Below are 17702 nucleotides of genomic sequence, written 5' to 3' on the forward strand. Positions count from 1 at the left end.
TGGACGTTAAAGGTGCCTGTCTGAGAAGTAGATGATGACAGGCTCCTGGAAGTCCCTACTGACTTCTTTGTAAAGAAGAATGTCTAGTTTCTTCTTCTTTAGAAAGAGTTCATGTAGAAAAAGAGGGACTCTTTGAAGGGAAAAGGAGTGAATTTTATGAAGAAAAAGCGCACCTACTCAAAACGGTCGCTAAGAGAAGCATCACAAGGCTATTCATTCATGGCACCAACAATTTTCGTACTGGCATTATTCGTTATCGGTCCTATCTTATATGCATTTTTCTTATCTTTTCATAAGGTTCAGCTGTTAGGTACTGCTACGTATGAGTTTGTTGGGTTAAGTAATTTTACAAATATTTCTGATGATGGTAGAGCTTTACGTGCACTCTGGAATACTTTTAAGTACGTTATTATCGTAGTACCGATACAAACCTTGCTAGCATTAATTTTAGCAGCAACATTAAACGCAGGATTAAAAGGACAAAGTATTTTTAGAATTGTGTATTTCCTTCCGACCTTAACTTCTTCTGCTGTATTGACCTTAATATTCATGTGGATGTACAACCAAAATGGATTGGTCAACGAAATCCTATCAATATTAGGCCTGCCAACTTATAACTGGATGGGTGATCCTAGTGTAGCTTTAATTGCCATTATGATAATGAACATTTGGGCAACAGCACCGTTTTTTATGGTCATTTATCTTGCTGCCTTGCAAGACATTCCAGATTCGTTATACGAAGCGGCGGAACTAGACGGGGCAAATGCTTTCAAGAAATTCATCTATATAACAGTTCCGAATTTGCGGCCAGTTACTTCTTTTGTGGTAATTATGGGTTTGATCGGTACATTTCAGCTATTTGACCAATCTTTCATATTCTCTGGAGGATCGGGTGGTCCCGATAATTCAACATTAACTGTCGTTTTATTAATTTACCAATATGCGTTCAAGAGTCTTGGTACAATGGGATATGCTGCTGCTATTGCAGTTATGCTTTCTATCGTGATTTTAGTGGCAACATTACTGCAACGAAAATTTTCAAAAGAAGAATCTCTTTATTAAGGAGGCTGCTATATGAAGAAGAAGTTTAGCGTTGGAAAATCAATATTGTATGGTATTCTCGTTTTATATGCAGTCATCACACTGGTGCCCTTTATTTGGGCAGTCTCATCATCCTTTAAAACTCTTGAAGAAATTGTAAGTGGGACAATTAATTTCATTCCTAATAATTTTACATTTGATAATTATAAGCAGATATTCTTGGAGCAGGAGTTATTCCCTCGTTGGCTGTTAAACAGCTTAATAATTGGGGTTGCCGGAACTTCACTCAACCTGCTGTTTAATTCGATGGCTGGGTATGCTTTGGCACGTTTGAGTTTCCCCGGGCGTAAAACATTGTTTATTATTATACTGGCAGTCTTGATGATTCCAGCTCAAGTAACAATGATTCCAAACTACTTGATCTTACGTGAGTTGGGTTGGTTGAACTCTTATCAGGGTATGATTGTACCTGCTATGATTAACGCCACTTTCATCTTTATGATGAGGCAGTTTTTCATCAATTTCCCTAAAGAATTGGAAGAAGCGGCAGAAATGGATGGACTAAGCAGATTCGGAACATTTTTTAAGATAGTGCTTCCTTTGGCAAAGCCTGCACTTGCAGCACAAGCTATTTTCGTTTTTATGGGATTTTGGAACGACTTTATGCGACCGTTAATTATCTTGTCAGATCCTTCAATGTTCACTTTGCCGCTTGGACTGAATACTTTTAAAGGACAATATATCAGCTATTGGAACTATATAATGGCAGCATCAATGGTCTTCACATTGCCAGTCCTGCTCATCTACGGTTTCTTTAATCGCTACTTCATCAAAGGAATATCTTTTACAGGCGGAAAATAAAACGAATCACATTAACCCAAAGAAAAAGCAGAAGGGAAGGAGTACATTTCCATTCTGCTTTTTTGGTGCGCTTCGACATAGGTGGTTAAATTCCTTTAGGGGTCTGACCCCTAAAGGAATTTTTTTAAACAGGTTTAATCCCCATCATAACTAACATCTTTATCTGGGTGTGTAAATGGGAAGCCTTGTGGCTTTATTGATTTTTCAACAAGCTCGCGGTTTTCGGCAGAGTTCCAACCGATATCATTTGTTGGATGCACCCATTGGTCACCGGCCATAATGGCAGGGTCCACTTCGTCGCTCCAGTTATTTAAAGGAGACTCTTCTGAATTATATTTGCTATCACCGATTACTACGCCGTGTTCGTTAACAAAAGGCGGTTTCATTTTTAAATTAGAGCCTTTGAAGGAAGGGGAGTTGATCTGATGCGGCATCGTTTCTTCCATGTATGGGACTTCCAATGACTTATCTTGATCAGCCATAGATTTCACCTCCGAATGTATAGTTTTAGCATTTCATTAAAATAAATAAGTATGTACGAAGAAAAGTAGGAGGGAACGAATATGACTAAAAAATTTGAAATTGCCAACCTGTCACAGGATAAACTTGATCGAATTGCAGAATATGAACAAAAGTTGCGGGAAGAAATGGGAGAGGAAATAGTTTTGATTGCATATGAAGAATGTGAAAAATAACAAAGGGGCAATCTATAAGTACGGGGGTGATTGCATTGGCTAAGAGGAAAGTTGCTCATGATGCAGCGAAAAATAATAATAAAACTCCAAAGGAAAGCTTACCTGATACGGAATTCTCTGCTGCATATGATAAAGAGGATATGATTCGTGGAGCAAACCGTAATTCTAAACACGGCAGACAAGGTAAATAAGGGGGCTGTATAGAATGGATGCAAAAAAGAAAAAACAAAAGCAGGCACATAGTTCGGAGCATGCTATTTCTCAAGATAGTTTAAACGAAGAATTTGGTCCGGAATTTGGCGATCCAAATGCTGCGAAGGCATTTGAGAATGCAATAGAGTCTAATAATAAAAAGAAAAACAAGAAAAACTGCTAGCTGGATTCAGCTAGCAGTTTTTCTTGTTTTAGATGATAAAGGATAAATTTCTGCTTTGTTAGTATTTTGATTGAAATAAACTACTGCATAGCTTTGCTCTTCAACGATTTCACCATGAACAAGGTAGTGTTCGAGATCAAACTGAAGGCTTTCAACCATCGTGTGTTTATATAGTTCTTTTTCGTTCAATTTATGTGCTGCAAATTGGTCACCTAATAAAGCAGGGTTTTCAATGACTTGTTTATAAATATTGGTTCTATCTTCTTTTTCGAGACGATCCTGCCACCAAGGTTTACGAGGCTTGAATTTTTGATGGCGTAAATAGTCATACTTCATCAACGTTTCCATTACGGATAAAGCGTTTGGCCTTTCTTCATGTAAAAAGGAATACAAACGCTTGTAAAGATCTTCTAGTTGATGCCCAATTCTTGCCCATCCTTGTTTATCCCAGTAGGCACCGAAATCTTGGAAGAAGTCAAAAGGTGTTTCGAACACATGGGTAACCAAATGTTCCACAGTCGCATCCATCCTGTGGTCGTTCCAGAACTTTTCAAGTACGTCTTCCACTTGCTTGATTCGAATGATGTCATCGAAGCTAAGAATGTTATTCCCAAGAATTTCATAAGGAGCGTGATCCATATAATTGTATCCATGATCGTTTGAGCGAATCCTTAACCCTGTTCCACGCAACATTTTCAAGAAACCAAGTTGCAGCTCTTCAGGACGAAGGGCAAATACATCATTGAACGTTTTCTTGAATGAGTGGTAATCTTCTTCAGGCAAACCAGCAATTAAATCTAAGTGTTGATCTATCTTTCCGCCTTCTTTAACCATCGTCACAGTACGAGATAATTTGGAGAAATTCTGTTTGCGCATCACAAGCTCATTTGTGGCATCATTGGTAGACTGTACACCAATTTCAAATCGGAACAATCCAGCAGGTGCTTCTTGGTTCAAGAATTCAATAACTTCCGGTCGCATGATGTCGGCTGTGATTTCAAATTGGAAAACAGTCCCTGGAAGATGCTCATCGATTAAGAAGCGAAACATTTCCATTGCATAGCTTCGACTAATATTAAAGGTGCGGTCCACAAATTTAATCGTTTTCGCGCCATTATTCATCAGGAAACGAATATCTTCTTTTACTTTTTCTCGGTCAAAATAGCGGACTCCCACTTCAATGGAAGATAAACAGAACTGACAGCTAAAAGGACAGCCTCTGCTTGTCTCAAAGTATGTCACTCTTTTACCAAGTTGTGATAGGTCCTCCTCAAATCTGTATGGCGATGGAAGTTCTTTTAAATCTACTTTATTTCGTTGAGGAGATATTTTTTTGTCCTCTCCATCCCGATAAGCCAAGCCACTGATGGACTCGAAATTTCTTTCACCTTGAATTTCATGAAGCAATTGTTTAAAAGTGATTTCCCCTTCACCGAGAACAATGAAATCAACGTCGGTTAACCGGTCAAGCCATTCCGACACATCATAAGTTACTTCAGGTCCACCGAGAACGAGGATAAGCTCTGGATTAATTTTCTTCAACATGCTCATGACCTTGATTGTTTCTTCTATGTTCCAAATATAACAGCTAAAGCCGATAACATCAGGTTTTCTTTGGATAAGGTCCGACACAATATTCATCACTGGATCTTTAATCGTGTATTCAACTAAATCTACTGTATATTCCGGCTCTGCATAAGCTTTTAAATAGCGAATGGCAAGATTGGTATGGATATATTTCGCGTTTAATGTAGTGGCAATTATCTTCATTATAAATCCATCAAACTCCTATTGAAAAATTCTATAACTAATATAGTTTATCACAATTAAATATGGTGAGTAATAAATTCATGCCTTTTTTCTAAGGCTAGTAAATCTTTCCTCTCTTCCATTATCAACAGGAAATCTGGAATTATTACAAAATGATTTCTGAAATGACTTTTTTATTGCTTTAAATGTTGAACAAAGGAATTTAGATAAGGTATGTAGAAGAATATAGAGTGGTGGAAAAATAATGTTTTTTACTAGTAAGTCACTTGTCCGTGGTCAATAATGATAATCTTTGAGAAAAGAATTTAAATATATAATAAGTGGGGGAAGGTCATGATCCAACACATGGTGAAGGAAGGAACCAGGAAGTTGGAGGCAGAAATAGAAACTCTAACTGCCAAGCTTCAAAAGCTGGAAAAGGAATACAGGTTTCTGCAACTTACATTTGAACATGCCAATGATGCCATAATTTTATTCAATGAAAATGTCGAATTCTTTCAAGTGAACTCCAAAGCTTGCGAACTTTTTGAAATACCAAGAGAGGAATTACTAGGACGAAAATTACATGATTTTCTGGAGCTAATGCCAAAAGAGGAAGTAGAGTACCAGGAAGCACAATTAACAGAATTGGGAGAGTTGAAAAATGAATTGATTGTCCGTTTAGATAACGGAACAATTAAATTCGTGGAATATTCAGCTGTTCGTAATCCGGATGAAAGTGGCCTCGATATATGTATCATCCGTGACGTAACGGCTAAGAAACAATTAGAAAAGGAATCAAGCAAAAGTAAACAAATGTATCATGATGTGATAAATAGAGCGGTGGACGGGATTGTCGTATTTGATAGAGATGGCTTATTTATCGATGTTAACCCTGCATTCTGTTCTAATTTTGCTATGACTAAATTAGATCTTCTGCAATCAAAGTTAGATGACTTTTTGGAAGATGGTTTCCAATATAAGATGACAAAAATTTGGAACCTTCTAGATAGTCATGGAAGGGTTAGGGGAGAATTGCCGGTAGTTCTTCATACAGGTGAGCGTAAAACATTCGAAGTAACCATCACCGCCAATATTTATGACGATTTCTATTTAGCGATAATGAGAGACGTAACAGAAAAACGCAATATGGAGCTGCAACTGAAAAAAAGCGAAGAACGTTTTAGAGAGATGTTTCAACATGCTTTAGATGCAATCGTATTGGTGGATAATAACGGGAGTATAAAGCGAGCCAACCCTGCGGCAAGCAGAGCCTTTGAATTGCCACTTGATGATTTGGTATGCTCAAAGCTTCATGAATTTGTTCCAAAAAAAGATAAAAGAGTGTTCTCCATCGTAAAACAGTTTGGAGCAAAGGGAGAAATTCGAGAAGAACTCGAGTTCCATATGCCGAATGGACAGAAAAAACTTCTTGAATTCACAGCAAACAAAGGAATCATTGATGGATATAATATGATAATATTTCGAAATGTGAGCGAAAGAAGGAAGATGGAGAAAGACTTAAGAGAAAGCGAACAAAAATTTAGAAAGATATTCAATAATGCCATGGACGGTATACTTCTATGGGATGATAGATGTGATGTAATAGATGCCAATCCTAATGCAAGCAAGATATTGGGCCTCTCTAAAGAAGAATTGATGAATAATCAGCTTCACTGGTATATTCCTAAAGAACAGCTTAAGGAACTCCAAGCACAGTGGAAAGAATGTCCAGAAAGCGAAGAGTTAAGTGGAGAATTATGTATAGAAGGGTACAGTGGAGAACAGATTATTGAATACTCTGCCAAGAAGCATGTTATTGAAGGATTGCACATGACGATATTTAGAAATATAACAGAAAAAAGGGAAATGGAAGATCAGCTAAGAAAGTCAGATACTTTGACGGTTGTAGGAGAATTGGCTGCTGGGATCGCACATGAAATACGAAATCCAATGACAGCTCTAAAAGGATTTATCCAACTTTTACAAAACAGCATGAATGAAGACCAATATGGCATGTACTTTGATGTCATCACCTCTGAATTAAAGAGAATTGAATCCATCATAACCGAATTTCTCGTATTGGCTAAGCCACAAGCCATTTCTTATCAAAGAAAAAATATATCAGTTATAATGAAAGAAACCCTTGATCTGTTAAGCGCACAAGCATCCCTTGAGAATGTACAGTTTATTAGTTCCATTGAAGAAGGGTTACCGGATATATATTGTGAACCAAATCAATTAAAACAAGTTTTTATTAATATTTTAAAAAATGCGATAGAAGTGATGCCTAGCGGTGGAACTGTATCTGTAGATTTAAAAAAGATAGCTGGTGAACAGGTTCTTATTTCGTTTAAGGATGAAGGGATAGGTATCCCAGAAGATAAATTGAAAAAACTTGGTGAACCTTTTTATACGACAAAGGAACGTGGAACAGGGTTGGGGCTTATGGTAAGCTATAAAATTGTAGAGGAACATAATGGTACCATCGAAGTCAGCAGTGAGGTTGGCAAAGGTACTACCTTCTATATAAAATTACCAATAGGGTCTCCGACTGTGCATTGAATCGGATGAAAAGAAAGAGGGTATCTAGACATGTATCAGTACAGTAGCACACCAACTCCAATAGGTATTATTTACGTAATATGTCGTAAAGATTATTTAGTTAGAATAGAGTTTGATTCAGAATTCCTCCAGGAGGACACGGAAGGTCTTTACTTTTTTGCCCCTGAAGATCAACTATGTCAGATGGTTATATCCCAACTTCAAGAATATTTTGCGGGCAACCGTTCCTCATTTGAAGTACCATATAATTTGGATGGTACCCCTTTTCAGGAGGAAGTTTGGAACGCATTGTGTAACATCCCTTATGGTGAAGTGAGGTGTTATCAGGATATTGCCAAAGAAATCAACAGACCATTAGCAGTAAGGGCAATCGGACAAGCGAATCGAAGAAATCCGCTGCCGATTGTTATACCTTGCCACCGTGTCATTGGTAAGAATAAAGACCTGGTAGGTTACGCAGGAGATAAAATCGGAATGAAAGAAGAGCTGTTAAGATTAGAAGGCGCATTGGCATAGAGCTGAAAAAGAATAAAGTTATTACAAGGTACGATAGTATATATGCTATCGTACTTTTTTTATTTAAGAGTTGCATGCGTGTATCATTTTTTCTATTTCTTCATATAATTTACTAAGACTAAAAAAGTTGCTCAAGGGCAAAAGTGGAGATGATAAAAATGGGGAAAAATAACAAACTCATTTTTTATACGGAAGTATTAGCCAAACTTAATATCATTAGTGTGGAAGAAAAAGGGTCAATATTAAAGAAAAATAAGAAAAAAGGTTGATTTTACCTTGTTATTAGATTATCATCTAATTAGATGTACGTCTAATTTAAGGTAAAGGAGTAAACTTTTTTGCAACTGGATAAACTCGTTAACTTTTATAAAGTAATGGGAGATACGACTAGAATAAAACTGCTTGTCTTGTTATCCACTGAAGAACCATTAAGTGGACAAGAATTAGCAGAAAGGTTAGGGGTAAAGCCCCCGACGATTTCCCATCATATTTCTAAGCTTAAAGAAGTAAGTGCTGTGTACGAAAGAAGAGAAAAAAACACGGTCTATTATTATTTAAATTCAAAGGCTTTAAAACAACATAGTGAAGGTCTTTTTATCGTGTTAGAAAGAAGCGGAAAAGGGGAGAGGACGATGGAAGAGCAAAAAGAGAGGGAGCAGATCTTGCAAAATTTTCTTGCCAGAGATGGGAAATTGAAAACCATTCCTGCCCAAAGAAAGAAGAAATTAATTGTATTCGAACATATCCTAAAAGACTTGGAAATGGGTAAAAAGTACAGTGAAAAGGAAATCAATGAACACATCAAACAATTCCATGAGGACTATGCAACGATCCGCCGGGAATTCATTATTAATCATTACATGTATAGAGAAGCAGGAATTTACGAACTAAACCCAACAGAAATGTGGGCGAAATAATACTTAGAACCCTAAGCTGATAGAACTTAGGGTTCTTGAATATCAATCTTCAAAAAGTGTAGGAATCGCTTTGGTATAGTCGCCATTGATGATACCTTTTTCAGTAATAATGGCAGTAATCAGATCATTTGGAGTTACATCAAATGCAGGATTGAATACGGAAATGCCATCTGGTGCTATCTGTTTTCCTCCCAAATGGGTGATTTCCTCAGAACTCCTTTCTTCAATTTCAATTTCCTCCCCAGTTTCCTTAGATAAATCAAACGTCGATAAAGGGGCAGCTACATAAAATGGAATACCAAAAGCTTTAGCAAGAATAGCAAGTCCGTAAGTGCCAATTTTGTTTGCAGTATCCCCGTTGGCCGTGATCCTGTCAGCTCCGACAATAACAGCAGAAATCTCTTTGGATTTCATGGTGTGTGCAGCCATGTTATCAGTGATTAACGTTACATCCACACCTGATTGTTGCAGCTCCCAGGCAGTTAGTCGCGATCCCTGTAATACAGGTCTCGTTTCACAGGCAAAAACACTTAAGGGGAACTCGTTTTCTTTTGCCAAATGGAATGGAGCTAATGCGGTACCGTATCGTGCTGTCGCAATAGACCCCGCATTACATATAGTCAGCAGCTTATCATTTTTTTGGAACAAGGAAAGGGCATGTTCTCCGATAAGCCTGCATGTCGCTTCATCCTCTAGTTGAATTTGAATTGCTTCATGTACAAGATTTGTTTTTGCTTCGTTCACTGAAGAAGCCTGCAAGGAAATTTGTATCAGACGGTCTATTGCCCAAAAAAGGTTTACAGCTGTTGGACGAGAAGTCGCCAAATAGTCCCTGTCCTTTTTTAACTGATCTTGAAAATCAGGTAAACTTGTCAAGGTATATGAATTTGCAGCAAGGACAAGGCCGTAAGCAGCTGTTATGCCAATTGCAGGCGCACCCCTTACTTTAAGGGTGACTATGGCATCATATACATCATGAATGGTTTGCAAATCAATAAATACAGTCTCTTGAGGCAATTTCTGTTGATCTAATAAACGAATATATGTGTCTTTCCATTCAACTGATAGCGGTAGATTAGTAGTGACTGTCATAATTTAAACATTCCCTTTTATATTTATTTCAAGTAGTGCTTCTACATCTTGGATATTTCGGATAGTTGCAGCATTTTTAACAAGTGCTTTCCCTACTAACAAAGCTTGCTGCTTTACTAAAATTCTACGTTCATAAGGCTTGAGGGTATCAAGGTCGGCTACATGAGCCAGCCCAATCGTTCGACGGATAACCTCACATCCGGCAAAGCCAATAGCATCCTTAAAGACTTTTTTCAGGATGAATTCCATATAGCCTGGTGTTTGGGAGTAATATTCCACACTTGTTGACTTCCCTAAATCTGAGAAAGTGGAAGTGAATCCTTCCCATACTTGATTCAGGTGGGAAGTGATACTAGACCTTTGACTGACATCCCTAGTGATTGCTTGTAATAGGATATTGGCAAAGAACTGCCCAACATCAAATCCAATCGGTCCGAAAAATGCAAATTCTGGGTCAATCACTTTAGTATCAATTTCATTAGCAAAGATGCTTCCTGTGTGGAGATCTCCGTGTAGAAGTGCTTCTCCGTTTGTCAAAAATGTGTATTTCAGCTTTGCCACTTCAAGCTTTAACTCCTGATCATTCCAAATTTCCTCAATCGAACTAAGCAGTTCAGGCTCATAGTCATTAGTCTCACTATCAAAAAATGGATCTGTAAAAACAAGATCTTCCGTAATCTTGCAAAGCTCTGGATTTGCGAATGACTGTTGCAGCTTTTTCTTTTCTTGCTGATTCAAACCAAAATCAGAAGTGTAAAATAGTGTTTTTGCCAAATATTCTCCTATATGCTTTGACAAAAGAGGGAAGTCTTTGCCATTAAGAAAACCATTTCGAACGATTTCCAAATGGGAAAGGTCCTCCATGATGGTTATCGCTAAAGCTTCGTTCGTATAATAGACTTTCGGAACTAGATTAGGAACCAATGTAGCGGCATTTTTTAAGTAATTCCCCTCTATTGTTGCCCTGTGCAAGGTCAGCGGCCAGCTTTCCCCGACAACTTTGGCATAAGGCAAAGCCTGCTTAATGATAATCCCTGTATTATTCTCGTCTCTTATGTGAAAGACAAGATTTAAATTTCCATCACCAATTTCGCGGCAGTGCAAGAGTGCACCATCTTTGAAAAAATTTAGGTCTTTGGCTAAAGTAATAGCGGTTGAATCTGTTAACGGCTCATATTCAGTAGTTGCTGTAATTGTCATATTCATTACCCCCGTGTATGTGATTAATTAATAACGGGGCGTTTATTTATTCAAAAATAAAAGCCCCTTTCCATAAGAAAGAGGCTTGAAGAGTAGACTTCTCCCCTCTTATCTGCCAGAAATAATTTCTGCTGGAATTAGCACCGTGCCTTAAGAACAAATTCGTTCGGCGTCCACAAATGTGTAACGCCCTGTCTCACAACAGTATTACGGTCGGTTGCTGGGTTTCATCGGGCCAAATCCCTCCACCTGCTCTTGATAAGAGATCGCAATCAATTAATTGCGAATGTATAAAATTGTGTGAAAATTATTGCTTGTTGAAAATAATACCAAGGTGCCGGGAAAGTTGTCAATAAGTTTTTGGAAAATCTTTTTATGAGCCAATATCTGATTTTTTAGAAGAATTAAATGGAATTGTATGAATTGTTTGGTTAAAACCTTGAAAAAATGATAGGCACCTGTTATTATTAAACTATTATTTTTGTTCGTGAATATGGAAAGTCAGAAACACGTTTTCGTCTTGAAATGTTTGAAAGAGCAAGAATAGTAATATTTACGTGGTTTAGCCACAAGGAGGAACAAACATGTTACAAGGTAAAGTAAAATGGTTCAACGCAGAAAAAGGTTTTGGATTCATCGAAGTTGAAGGTCAAGACGACGTATTCGTACACTTCTCCGCAATCCAAGGCGAAGGTTTCAAAACTTTAGAAGAAGGCCAAGAAGTATCTTTCGAAATCGTTGAAGGTGCTCGTGGACCTCAAGCTGCTAACGTTACAAAATAATGCTAGCCAAATAGAAAAGGACTCCATCGCGGAGTCCTTTTTGTTTTGAAAGAGTTTTGAAAGATTAAGAGAATATATAATACAGTGGATTTCCGTTCCAGGCGCTACGCTTGCCTGCGGGCGTCTGCGCGCCTTCCACTCCAATCAACTAGTTGACTTCATTTTATTTAGGTTAAAGAAAAACCATCTAATCGAGCTACATGAAGAGGCATTAAAGTATCTTAACATATTACTAGCTGTGGATTGGAGCAAAAGGCTGAGACTCCAGCGGGGGAGTAACGGTAGATTGAGACCCCGCAACGAAGTGAGGAGGCTCAAGCACCGTCCCGCGGAAAGCGAAGCCATTTGCGGAAAGGAACAGCGGCGACAAACTAATCAACTATAATATATTGATTAATAGTATTGTGGTCTTCTATCTTCAAAGATAGGGATTCTTTTTCTTACTTCCTCCACCTTCGCCAAATCTATCTCTGCTGTAATGATTTCCTCCGCTTCTCCAGCTTCAGCCACAACTTCTCCCCAAGGATCAATAATCATCGAGTGGCCAGCAAAAGCATTCTTCGGATCAGCACCTGAACGGTTACATGCAATAACATAACACTGGTTTTCAATGGCACGCGCGATAAGAAGGGTACGCCAATGGTCAACTCTTGCCAAAGGCCACTCCGCAACAACAAAGATGGCTTTTGCATCCTTGGTGGTATGCGCACGAATCCATTCAGGAAAACGGATATCATAGCAAATGAAACCTGCACAAGTTTGCCCGTCCAGCTCGAACATTCCATCTGTCTTCCCAGGCTGAAGGAAATGATGCTCGTCCATTAAGCGAAAAAGGTGCAATTTGCTGTATTCGCCTGCAACTTCTCCGTCTTTATTGACAGTGATCATCGTGTTATAAATTCCTTTGTTCGTCTTTTTCGCGACAGAACCACCAACAATATGAGTTTTTAATTCTTTTGCAGCCGATTTAAGGAATTTGGTCGTCACAAAACCGCCGGAATCCGCAATCTTATCAAGGCGTCCTAAATCGTAGCCTGTGGACCAAAGTTCAGGAAGAACGATAATATCTGGGCGATCTTTGCCTGCCACAGTCAACAATTCACACACCTTTTCTATATTTGCCTCGGGATCTCCGAAGGCTACATCAAATTGAATACAAGCAATTTTCCATTTCATTAGTTTGTCCCCCCGTTGAAAAAATACTTTACAAGTTGAATCTAACAATATATGATTTGTGACTAGGATTTCAAGAATTTTTTAAGTAGGTGAAAAAGGTGAAAAACTTTCAACAATCTGAATTATTAAATACACTGCCTAAACAGTTCTTTGCTTCGTTGGTTGAAAAAGTGGGTAAGGTTGTGGAACAAGGACACGATGTTATTAATCTAGGCCAAGGTAACCCGGACCAGCCGACTCCTGAACATATTGTAAGATCTTTACAAGAAGCGGTCGAAAAACCGAATCATCATAAATATTCCCCATTTCAGGGGCACCAATTTTTTAAAGAAGCTATAGCAACTTTTTATAAACGAGAATACGATGTTGAAATAGATCCACATACAGAAGTAGCCATTCTCTTTGGTGGGAAGGCGGGACTAGTGGAAATTCCCCAATGCTTATTAAATGCAGGGGATACTGTACTTGTCCCAGACCCGGGATATCCGGATTATTGGTCTGGTGTAGCATTGGCAAAAGCTAAAATGGAATATATGCCTTTAAAAGAAGTATATCATTTTTTACCAAACTATGAAGACATCAATCCCGAAGTCTTAAAAGCTGCTAAGCTCATGTTCCTCAATTATCCCAATAATCCGACAGGAGCTGTGGCGAATTCTGTATTCTTCAAGGAAACAGTAGAACTTGCAACGGAACACGATATTTGTGTGGTGCATGATTTTGCCTATGGTGCTATCGGGTTTGATGGAAAAAAACCGCTAAGTTTCTTGCAGACCCCTGGTGCAAAAGATGTCGGTATTGAAATCTATACTTTGTCGAAAACTTTTAATATGGCAGGATGGCGTGTGGGGTTTGCAGTAGGTAATGAAAGTGTAATCAAAGCTATTAATCTTTTGCAGGACCATATGTATGTAAGTATTTTTGGAGCAATACAAGAGGCGGCTGCCACTGCATTATTAGATAGACAAACCTGTGTAGAAGAACTGGTAGATTTGTATGAGGAAAGACGAAATGTCCTTATTCAGGGGTTGCAGGAAATTGGTTGGGAAGTGCAAGCTCCAAAAGGCTCCTTCTTTGCATGGTTAAAAGTTCCCGAAAGATATACTTCTGAGGAGTTTGCAGACAAGCTCCTTGAAGTGGCACATGTGGTTGTAGCTCCTGGTATTGGCTTTGGTTCCTTTGGAGAAGGCTATGTACGCGTCGGCTTATTAACTAGTACAGAAAAATTACAAGAAGCTGTTCAACGAATCAGAGAGTTAAAGATTTTCTGAATAGTCTGTTGACATAAAGCCAGAATGATGTCATAATCTCAACTAGAATTCAGTATAATTTCTAAATATTATTATCCAATCTTATCAAGAGCAGGTGGAGGGACTGGCCCGATGAAACCCGGCAACCGACTTATTCAATTAAGCACGGTGCTAAATCTTGCAGCATAAAGCTGATAGATAAGAGGACGTTAGATAGACTAACCTCTTCTTATGGAAGGGGTTTTTTGTTTTTATCATCGGAAGAAAGGGTGTACATAATGTCAGAAATTCTAGCAACCTATCTGGTACATGACCAAAAAGGCAATCTCGAAAAAAAGGCGGAAGGTATCGCACTCGGACTTACAATCGGATCTTGGACAGACCTCCCGCAGCTTGAACAGGAACAGCTAAAAAAGCACAAAGGCAGAGTAGTAAGCGTGAATAAACTCTCCTCTAGTGATAAGGTGGATGCATATTTTGGGAAAGTGGTAACACGCGGAATCATCCAAATAGCATATCCCAGTTTTAACTTCAGCAATGACCTCCCAGCCATATTAACCACGGTATTTGGCAAGCTATCACTTGACGGGGAGATAAAACTGATTGATCTCGAGTTCAGTGAAGACTTGAAGCTAGCTTATCCGGGACCGAAATTGGGAATAAAAGGGCTTCGCTCCCTTACTGGCGTTCATCATCGACCATTTGTCATGAGTATATTCAAAGGTGTGATTGGCAGGGACCTTGCTTATCACACGGAACAGTTGAAAGAGCAGGCACTCGGAGGAGTGGATTTCATCAAAGATGACGAAATATTGTTTGAAAACGAACTAACCCCTTTTGAAAAAAGGATCACCGAAGGCAGAAGGATCTTAGAGGAAGTGAAAGAAGAGACTGGTCATCGTGCAAGATATGCGGTAAACCTGACAGGTCGTACGTTGGATCTTAAAGATAAGGCAAAAAGGGCTGTAGAATTAGGTGCTGATATTCTATTATTCAATGTATTTGCTTATGGTCTTGATACACTCCAAAGTTTGGCTGAAGACAAGGAAGTAGCCATTCCAATCATGGCGCATCCGGCAGTTAGTGGAGCCATCACACCATCAGAATTTTATGGAATATCAAATGAATTGTTGTTAGGAAAACTTTTACGCTTTGCAGGAGCCGACTTTTCTTTATTCCCTTCACCTTACGGAAGTGTTGCGTTGCCAAAGGAACAAGCGCTTGGAATCCGTGATGCATTAACGGTATCAGACAATCAGTTAAAAGCGACTCTGCCTGTCCCATCTGCTGGCATACACCCTGGACTTGTACCGCTACTTTATCAAGATTTCGGAAATGACGCGGTCATCAATGCAGGAGGAGGGGTTCACGGTCATGAGCTTGGAGGAGCAGCAGGGGCAAAAGCTTTCCGTCAAGCGGTAGATGCGGTAAAAGCAGGGGAATCACTGGCAAATTACGCACATAAGCATCCTGAGCTAGAGGTTGCCCTTAAGCAGTGGGGGAGTGTGGAGGTTACAACATGACAGGTAAAAAACCGATGATATTTTGTGACTTTGATGGAACTATCACCAATAGTGACAATATTATTGCCATCATGAAGAAATTCGCTCCTGAAGAATGGGACGACATAAAAAATAAAGTGCTATCCCAGGAGATCTCCATCAAGGAAGGTGTAGGAAAAATGTTTGCCCTTCTTCCTACTAAACAGAGGGAAGTTATAACGGAATATATAGTCTCGCATGCTGAGATACGTGATGGCTTCAAGGAGTTTGTCGCTTTCACAAAAGAAGAAGGAATTCCACTTTATATTGTATCTGGCGGTATTGATTTCTTTTTGGAACCACTTTTAGCAGGCGTGATAGAGGAAACAAGCATCTATTGCAATAAGTCTGATTTTTCCGGTGAAACAATAAATATCCTTTGGCCGCATGCCTGTGATGACAACTGTAACAATGATTGTGGCTGTTGCAAGCCATCCATTATCAGAAAGCTTGCCGAACCTGACACCCATAAAATTGTGATTGGAGATTCCATTACAGATTTAGAGGCGGCAAAGCTTGCTGATCAAGTAATTGCGAGAGACTTTCTTATTCAAAAGTGCGAGGAGCAGTCCATCGCCTTTTCTCCATTCGAAACCTTTTATGATGTGATGGATACTTTGAAAAAACGGGAGGTGACTGCATGAGCCAATTATTAAAGAAATGGACAGAACTTTCTGAGGTTAAGGAAGAATTGGCTTTACGTGATTGGTTCTTTGGTACAAGTGGAAACCTTTCTATTAAAGTAGCAGACTCCCCACTGCAATTCTTGGTTTCCTCAAGTGGCAAAGATAAAAGGAAGATAACCTCAGAGGATTTCCTACTTGTGGATGAATCAGGAAAAGCCGTTGAGAATACTGACTTGAAGCCTTCAGCCGAAACATTACTGCATCTTGAAGTATACCGGAAAACCAAAGCCGGTTGCTCTTTGCATGTCCATACGATAGACAATAATGTCATATCTGAGCTATACGGCGAACAAAGGGAAATTAGATTCAAAGGGCAGGAAATCATTAAAGCATTTGGTATTTGGGAGGAAGATGCTGAGGTAAGCATCCCAATTATTAAAAATTATGCTGATATTCCAGCACTAGCAGATGAATTTTCTTCATTTATTGAAGGAGACGCTGGCGCAGTCCTCATTAGAAATCATGGAATCACCGTCTGGGGCAAAACTGCCTTTGAAGCAAAAAAATACCTAGAAGCCTGGGAGTTTCTATTCTCCTATCATTTAAAATTACTAAGTGTGAAAAACCTGGTTCAACCAAAAATATCTATTTAACCTAAGGAGGAATGTAACATGGCAGAAATCAGATTGCATGAAAAAAATGAAAGAATCGTAGGGAAGGAAAAGGTAGAAAATTTTTTAAACAAAAACGAAGTAATCTATGAAAACTGGGACATAGCAAAATTACCTTCCCACCTAGAAGAAAATTTCTCACTATCTGACGAAAATAAAGAAGAAATTTTAACGGTTTTCAAAGAGGAGATTGCTGCGATCTCCTTAAAAAGAGGATACAAGGCACAAGACGTTATCTCGTTATCTGAGACAACACCTAACCTGGAGCAACTTCTTCAAAACTTCAATAAAGAGCACCATCATACAGATGATGAAGTCCGTTTTATTGTTAGTGGGCATGGTATTTTTGTCATTCAAGGAAAGGATGGTTCTTTCTTTGATGTTGAATTGGAACCTGGGGATTTAATCTCTGTCCCTCCAAATGTCAGACATTATTTCACCTTAATGGATGATCGTAAAGTAGTTGCTGTTCGAATCTTCGTTACTACAGAAGGTTGGGTACCCATTTATGAAAAAGAGGAAGTAAATAACTAATATAAAACAGATGACCTTGCCTTGGCAGGGTCATTTGTTTTTCATTAATCTAAGAAATTGAAAATCCGGTTGATTTCCGTTCCAGGCGCTTCGCTTGCCTGCGGGCGGTC

Annotated in this window: 19 protein-coding genes and 2 riboswitches; of the genes, 14 read left to right on the forward strand and 5 right to left on the reverse strand. The window is 38.9% G+C overall.

Going from position 1 to position 17702, the window contains the following annotated elements; all coding sequences use genetic code 11:
- Positions 1 to 156 precede the first annotated feature (156 nt).
- Together HF078_RS20690 and HF078_RS20695 are read left to right on the forward strand one after the other, a co-directional pair.
- Positions 157 to 1062 carry a carbohydrate ABC transporter permease gene (locus HF078_RS20690; protein WP_169292834.1) on the forward strand — a complete coding sequence of 302 codons (906 nt, stop codon included), beginning with the start codon at positions 157 to 159 and terminating at the stop codon, positions 1060 to 1062.
- Between the two features lie 12 nt (positions 1063 to 1074).
- Positions 1075 to 1902, forward strand: coding sequence for a carbohydrate ABC transporter permease (locus tag HF078_RS20695; RefSeq protein ID WP_169292835.1), 828 nt, complete (start codon positions 1075 to 1077; stop codon positions 1900 to 1902).
- 134 nt (positions 1903 to 2036) lie between these two features.
- Here the strand turns inward: HF078_RS20695 and HF078_RS20700 are convergent, their stop codons facing one another.
- A complete protein-coding gene (locus tag HF078_RS20700) occupies positions 2037 to 2384 on the reverse strand; it encodes a DUF3905 domain-containing protein (RefSeq protein WP_169292836.1) in 348 nt (115 codons plus the stop codon).
- An 81-nt stretch (positions 2385 to 2465) separates the two neighbouring features.
- Between HF078_RS20700 and HF078_RS21135 the strand changes: the two genes are divergently transcribed.
- The 3 genes from HF078_RS21135 to HF078_RS20710 are packed head-to-tail and all read left to right on the forward strand — an operon-like array spanning position 2466 to position 2973.
- On the forward strand, positions 2466 to 2597 hold the full coding sequence (locus tag HF078_RS21135) for a hypothetical protein (protein WP_262372367.1): 132 nt from the start codon (positions 2466 to 2468) through the stop codon (positions 2595 to 2597).
- A 35-nt stretch (positions 2598 to 2632) separates the two neighbouring features.
- Entirely contained in the window at positions 2633 to 2788 is a 156-nt protein-coding gene (locus HF078_RS20705; protein ID WP_169292837.1) for a hypothetical protein, read from the forward strand.
- Between the two features lie 14 nt (positions 2789 to 2802).
- Complete coding sequence (locus HF078_RS20710; RefSeq protein WP_169292838.1) at positions 2803 to 2973, forward strand: hypothetical protein; 171 nt, start codon at positions 2803 to 2805, stop codon at positions 2971 to 2973.
- A gap of 6 nt (positions 2974 to 2979) precedes the next feature.
- Here the strand turns inward: HF078_RS20710 and HF078_RS20715 are convergent, their stop codons facing one another.
- On the reverse strand, positions 2980 to 4743 hold the full coding sequence (locus tag HF078_RS20715) for a B12-binding domain-containing radical SAM protein (protein WP_169292839.1): 1764 nt from the start codon (positions 4741 to 4743) through the stop codon (positions 2980 to 2982).
- Between the two features lie 333 nt (positions 4744 to 5076).
- On the opposite strand from HF078_RS20715, the gene HF078_RS20720 reads away from it, so the two are divergent.
- From HF078_RS20720 to HF078_RS20730, 3 genes are all read left to right on the forward strand, one after another.
- A complete protein-coding gene (locus HF078_RS20720) occupies positions 5077 to 7287 on the forward strand; it encodes a PAS domain-containing sensor histidine kinase (RefSeq protein WP_169292840.1) in 2211 nt (736 codons plus the stop codon).
- A gap of 30 nt (positions 7288 to 7317) precedes the next feature.
- Positions 7318 to 7803 (forward strand): methylated-DNA--[protein]-cysteine S-methyltransferase, encoded by a 486-nt coding sequence (locus HF078_RS20725; RefSeq protein WP_169292841.1) that lies wholly within the window; start codon positions 7318 to 7320, stop codon positions 7801 to 7803.
- Between the two features lie 338 nt (positions 7804 to 8141).
- Positions 8142 to 8720: a DUF2087 domain-containing protein gene (locus HF078_RS20730; protein ID WP_169292842.1), complete on the forward strand. Its 579-nt coding sequence runs from the start codon at positions 8142 to 8144 to the stop codon at positions 8718 to 8720.
- 42 nt (positions 8721 to 8762) lie between these two features.
- Here HF078_RS20730 and mtnA read toward each other — a convergent pair whose 3' ends face one another.
- On the reverse strand, positions 8763 to 9812 hold the full coding sequence (gene mtnA / locus HF078_RS20735) for an S-methyl-5-thioribose-1-phosphate isomerase (RefSeq protein WP_169292843.1): 1050 nt from the start codon (positions 9810 to 9812) through the stop codon (positions 8763 to 8765).
- Between the two features lie 3 nt (positions 9813 to 9815).
- Entirely contained in the window at positions 9816 to 11012 is a 1197-nt protein-coding gene (gene mtnK, locus HF078_RS20740) for an S-methyl-5-thioribose kinase (protein WP_169292844.1), read from the reverse strand.
- A gap of 105 nt (positions 11013 to 11117) precedes the next feature.
- A riboswitch (SAM riboswitch) is annotated at positions 11118 to 11277 on the reverse strand.
- A gap of 319 nt (positions 11278 to 11596) precedes the next feature.
- Between mtnK and cspD the strand changes: the two genes are divergently transcribed.
- Positions 11597 to 11794 (forward strand): cold-shock protein CspD, encoded by a 198-nt coding sequence (gene cspD, locus HF078_RS20745; protein ID WP_010192350.1) that lies wholly within the window; start codon positions 11597 to 11599, stop codon positions 11792 to 11794.
- A gap of 393 nt (positions 11795 to 12187) precedes the next feature.
- On the opposite strand, the gene HF078_RS20750 is transcribed toward cspD, so the two are convergent.
- On the reverse strand, positions 12188 to 12970 hold the full coding sequence (locus HF078_RS20750) for a carbon-nitrogen family hydrolase (RefSeq protein ID WP_169292845.1): 783 nt from the start codon (positions 12968 to 12970) through the stop codon (positions 12188 to 12190).
- Positions 12971 to 13068: 98 nt separating this feature from the next.
- On the opposite strand from HF078_RS20750, the gene HF078_RS20755 reads away from it, so the two are divergent.
- The 5 genes from HF078_RS20755 (at position 13069) to HF078_RS20775 (ending at position 17592) form a co-directional block, all read left to right on the forward strand.
- Positions 13069 to 14241: an aminotransferase class I/II-fold pyridoxal phosphate-dependent enzyme gene (locus HF078_RS20755; RefSeq protein WP_169292846.1), complete on the forward strand. Its 1173-nt coding sequence runs from the start codon at positions 13069 to 13071 to the stop codon at positions 14239 to 14241.
- A gap of 78 nt (positions 14242 to 14319) precedes the next feature.
- A riboswitch (SAM riboswitch) is annotated at positions 14320 to 14425 on the forward strand.
- Between the two features lie 73 nt (positions 14426 to 14498).
- A complete protein-coding gene (mtnW, locus tag HF078_RS20760) occupies positions 14499 to 15743 on the forward strand; it encodes a 2,3-diketo-5-methylthiopentyl-1-phosphate enolase (protein ID WP_169292847.1) in 1245 nt (414 codons plus the stop codon).
- Positions 15740 to 16405 carry a 2-hydroxy-3-keto-5-methylthiopentenyl-1-phosphate phosphatase gene (locus HF078_RS20765; protein WP_169292848.1) on the forward strand — a complete coding sequence of 222 codons (666 nt, stop codon included), beginning with the start codon at positions 15740 to 15742 and terminating at the stop codon, positions 16403 to 16405. The genes mtnW and HF078_RS20765 overlap by 4 nt, the downstream gene beginning before the upstream one ends.
- Complete coding sequence (locus HF078_RS20770) at positions 16402 to 17040, forward strand: methylthioribulose 1-phosphate dehydratase (protein ID WP_169292849.1); 639 nt, start codon at positions 16402 to 16404, stop codon at positions 17038 to 17040. The genes HF078_RS20765 and HF078_RS20770 overlap by 4 nt, the downstream gene beginning before the upstream one ends.
- A gap of 18 nt (positions 17041 to 17058) precedes the next feature.
- Positions 17059 to 17592, forward strand: coding sequence for a 1,2-dihydroxy-3-keto-5-methylthiopentene dioxygenase (locus HF078_RS20775; RefSeq protein WP_169292850.1), 534 nt, complete (start codon positions 17059 to 17061; stop codon positions 17590 to 17592).
- Positions 17593 to 17702: the final 110 nt, after the last annotated feature.

The sequence above is a fragment of the Bacillus sp. RO2 genome (genome assembly GCF_012911845.1).
Lineage (GTDB): Bacteria > Bacillota > Bacilli > Bacillales > Bacillaceae_I > Sutcliffiella_A.